The sequence below is a fragment of the Kocuria sp. genome, from assembly GCF_030536815.1.
In the GTDB taxonomy this organism is placed as follows: Bacteria; Actinomycetota; Actinomycetes; order Actinomycetales; family Micrococcaceae; genus Kocuria; species Kocuria gwangalliensis.
Window position 1 is genome coordinate 25,078 of record NZ_JAUNPE010000016.1, and the last position, 3,402, is coordinate 28,479.

Genomic DNA, 3,402 nt, shown 5'->3' on the forward strand with positions numbered 1-3,402 from the left:
ATGTCCCCCTCGTTGATGTCCTCATGCAAAATGGGGGTCACCTCGCCCTGGGGGTCCTTACGGATCACCACGCGACGGTGGCCCTCCTGAGAGGGCACCAGGGTGAACTGGCGAGGCTGCCGGATGCCGTCTTTGACCTTGACCTGGATGGTCACGTACTGGCCGGGGATCGGGCGGGTCAACGGGGTGTCATCAGCGGGTTCGAACTCGAACGCGATGACGTCCTTGGCGATGTCTTCCTTCGAGATCAGCTTGAACGGTGCAAACATCACGTCATTGGCCTGCTGACCGTAAAGACCCTTCTCCAGCTTGATCAGGGCGTCCGCCATGAGCCAGTAGACCTCGTCCCACGCGGCAACGACCTCGGGAGTCGCGGCATCGCCCAGGTCGGCTGCAATGGCACCGAACAGGTGCTCGTGCACGGTGGAGTACTCATCGGGCAGCAGACCCAAAGACGTGTGCTTGTGGGCCACGCGCGAGAGCACTTCGTCCGGGTAGGAATCCGGATTCTTCAGCAGGTGCGAGGCAAAGGCCGCGATGGAACCGGCCAGCGCCTGCGGCTGAGTGCCGTTCTTCTGGTTGGAGCGGCTGAACATGCCGTCCAGCAGATCGGGGCGGGCGTTGAACATGGACTTGTAGAACTCGGGCGTGATCGCGGGGATCCGCTCGGCGATCACACCAATGGTTTGTTCGATGACGGGGCGAGACTTTTCAGACAGCACGGCTGCTCCTTAGGTGGGAAACCCTGTGTTCCGAAATCTAGCATCCTAAATACAAGTAATCTAACTCTCAGATGAAAGAGTCTTCCGGGGGTGCCAGCCCGATGCTGACCGCCACCTTGCCTATTTGGCGCTCGTTGACCAGATCGGCAATGGTGACATCGTCCAGCTCGCGATAAAAGGCCTCGCGCGCCCCGGCCAGTGCGGCGCGCAACCGGCAGCCGTGATTGAGAGGGCAGGCCGCCTCATCGGCTTCACACTCGACCATGGCGGTGTCGGCCTCGAGCTCGCGCAGTACGGAACCCACACTTGATCGCAGGCCCTCTTCCGTCACACTCACACCCCCGGACCGGCCACGGAGTGAGACGAGCAGACCCATGGAGCGCAGTTTCGCCACGGTTTTGGTCACGTGGTGATAGGGGGCACCCACCCCTTCGGCAATGCGCTGGGTGGACAGCAGAGTGCCCTCCGGCAGACCACCCATCAGGAGCAGCACTCGCAGGGAAATATCCGAAAAAGCCGTCAGCTTCACGTCGCGGGCCTCCTCTCCGGGCTTGAATCCAGTAGATGTAGCAAACCTTGTCATAACCGTTAGTTGCACTGGAAAATTCCGCGGCGCTGACCCGCCCGCATCTTCACTGACGTGTCATTGCGCTCCGCGCTACACAGGTGGTGGCCTCCGTAGCGGATCGCCACCCGCGAGCGGTGACCGGAAACGCACATGGAAACGCCGCGCCCGCCACTCCTCCGCAGAGTGACGTGCACGGCGTGACTACCTCACGGGGACAGTGGCCGGCCGGGCCGGTCCACGTCCGGGTCAGGAGCTCTTGAGGCGCTCCTCGAGACCCGCGCGCTGCTCCAGGATGACCTCCGGGACATCGCCGAGCTTGTGGAACCACTCGTCGATACCCGGCAGCTCCGCCAGCCACTCGTCCTTGTCCACGCGCAGTGCGGCGTCGAGTTCTTCATCGGAGATGTCCAGGCCGCTCAGGTCCAGGTCCTCCTTGGCGGGAACAACGCCCACGGGGGTTTCCTGACCACCCGCGGTGCCCCTGAGCCGCTCGACGATCCACTTGACCACGCGGGAGTTCTCGCCGAAGCCCGGCCACGCGAAGCCACCGTCCGCGGTGCGGCGGAACCAGTTCACGTAGTAGATCTTGGGCATGTTCTCCTCACCCACGCGGGCGCCGGTGTCGAGCCAGTGCTCGAGGTAGTCATTGGCGTTGTAGCCGATGAAGGGGAGCATGGCCATGGGGTCGCGACGAACCACACCCACCGCGCCCTTGGCCGCGGCGGTGGTTTCGGACGAGAGTGTCGCACCCTGGAAGACACCGTGTTCCCAGCCGAAGGACTCGGAGACCAGGGGCACGGTGGTCTTGCGGCGGCCACCGAAGATGATGGCAGACAGCGGTACACCTTCGGGGTCGTCGTACTCTTCGGCCAGGATGTCGACCTGCTTGATGGGGGTGCAGAAACGTGAGTTGGGGTGCGCGGCCGGACGCCCGGACTCCGGGGTCCAGTCGTTACCCTTCCAGTCGGTCAGGTGCTCGGGGACCTCGTCGGTCATGCCCTCCCACCACACGCCGCCGTCGTCGGTGAGCGCAACGTTGGTGAAGATGGTGTTGCCGCGCGCCACTCCGCGCATGGCGTTGGGGTTGGTGGACCAGCCGGTACCCGGAGCCACACCGAACAGGCCGGCCTCGGGATTGACCACGCGCGCCTGACCGTTCTTGAAGCGGATCCAGGAGATGTCGTCTCCGACCATCTCGGCCTTCCAGCCGTCGATGGTGGGTTCGAGCATTGCGAAGTTCGTCTTACCGCAAGCGGACGGGAAGGCCGCGGAGATGTAGCGAGCTTCGCCTTCCGGGTCGGTGATCTTCAGGATGAGCATGTGCTCGGCCAGCCAGCCCTCGTCGTGCGCGATTGCAGATGCGATGCGCAGCGCGTAGCACTTCTTGCCGAGCAGCGCGTTACCGCCGTAACCGGAGCCGAAGGACCAAATGGCGCGATCCTCGGGGAACTGCACGATGTACTTGGACGGGTTGCACGGCCACGGGACGTCTTCTTCACCGGGCTCGAGCGGAGCGCCCAGGGAGTGCAGGGCCTCGACGAAGAACGCGTTGTCGCGGGTCATCTTGTCCAAGACCGGAGTGCCGATGGTGGCCATGATCCGCATGGAGCACACCACGTAAGCGGAGTCGGTGATCTCCACACCGTACTTGGGATCCTCAGCCTCCAGGCTGCCCATCACGAACGGAATCACGTACATGGTGCGCCCGCGCATGGACCCGGTGAACTTACCGATCAAGGTTTCCTTCATGACCGCGGGGTCTTCCCAGTTATTGGTGGGACCGGCTCCCTTGGGAGTCTTGGTGCAGATGAAGGTGCGCTCCTCGACACGGGCTACGTCATCCGGATCGGAGAAAGCGGCGAAAGAATTGGGGAATTTTTCCTCGTCCAGCCGAACGAACGTGCCGGCGTCCACGAGCTCGGTGGTCAGCGTGTTCCATTCTTCCTCGGAACCATCTGCCCAGTGAATGGCGTCCGGCTGGGTCATTTCAGCCATGTCGCGAACCCAGTCCAGGAGGCGCTGGTGCGTGGTGGGTGCGTTGTCGAGCGCTTCACGCGCAGCCTGGTTGAGTCCGGTGGATTCGGTGCTTGCAGTGGTGTTGTCAGCCATTGA

Annotated in this window: 3 protein-coding genes; all 3 read right to left on the reverse strand. The window is 63.3% G+C overall.

Annotation, left to right across the window (positions count from 1 at the left end):
- A partial coding sequence (locus Q4E95_RS03295) for a globin domain-containing protein (protein WP_303381945.1) occupies positions 1-722 on the reverse strand: 722 nt, incomplete at its 3' end.
- Positions 723-789: 67 nt separating this feature from the next.
- A complete protein-coding gene (locus tag Q4E95_RS03300; protein ID WP_303381946.1) occupies positions 790-1,251 on the reverse strand; it encodes an Rrf2 family transcriptional regulator in 462 nt (153 codons plus the stop codon).
- A 285-nt stretch (positions 1,252-1,536) separates the two neighbouring features.
- Positions 1,537-3,399 (reverse strand): phosphoenolpyruvate carboxykinase (GTP), encoded by a 1,863-nt coding sequence (locus Q4E95_RS03305; protein ID WP_303381948.1) that lies wholly within the window; start codon positions 3,397-3,399, stop codon positions 1,537-1,539.
- Between the last annotated feature and the right edge of the window lie 3 nt (positions 3,400-3,402).

Bases quoted from the DNA above. Each gene is read 5' to 3' on its own strand.
- Q4E95_RS03305 (WP_303381948.1), bottom strand. From the start codon at position 3,399: ATGGCTGACAACACCACTGCAAGCACCGAATCCACCGGACTCAACCAG.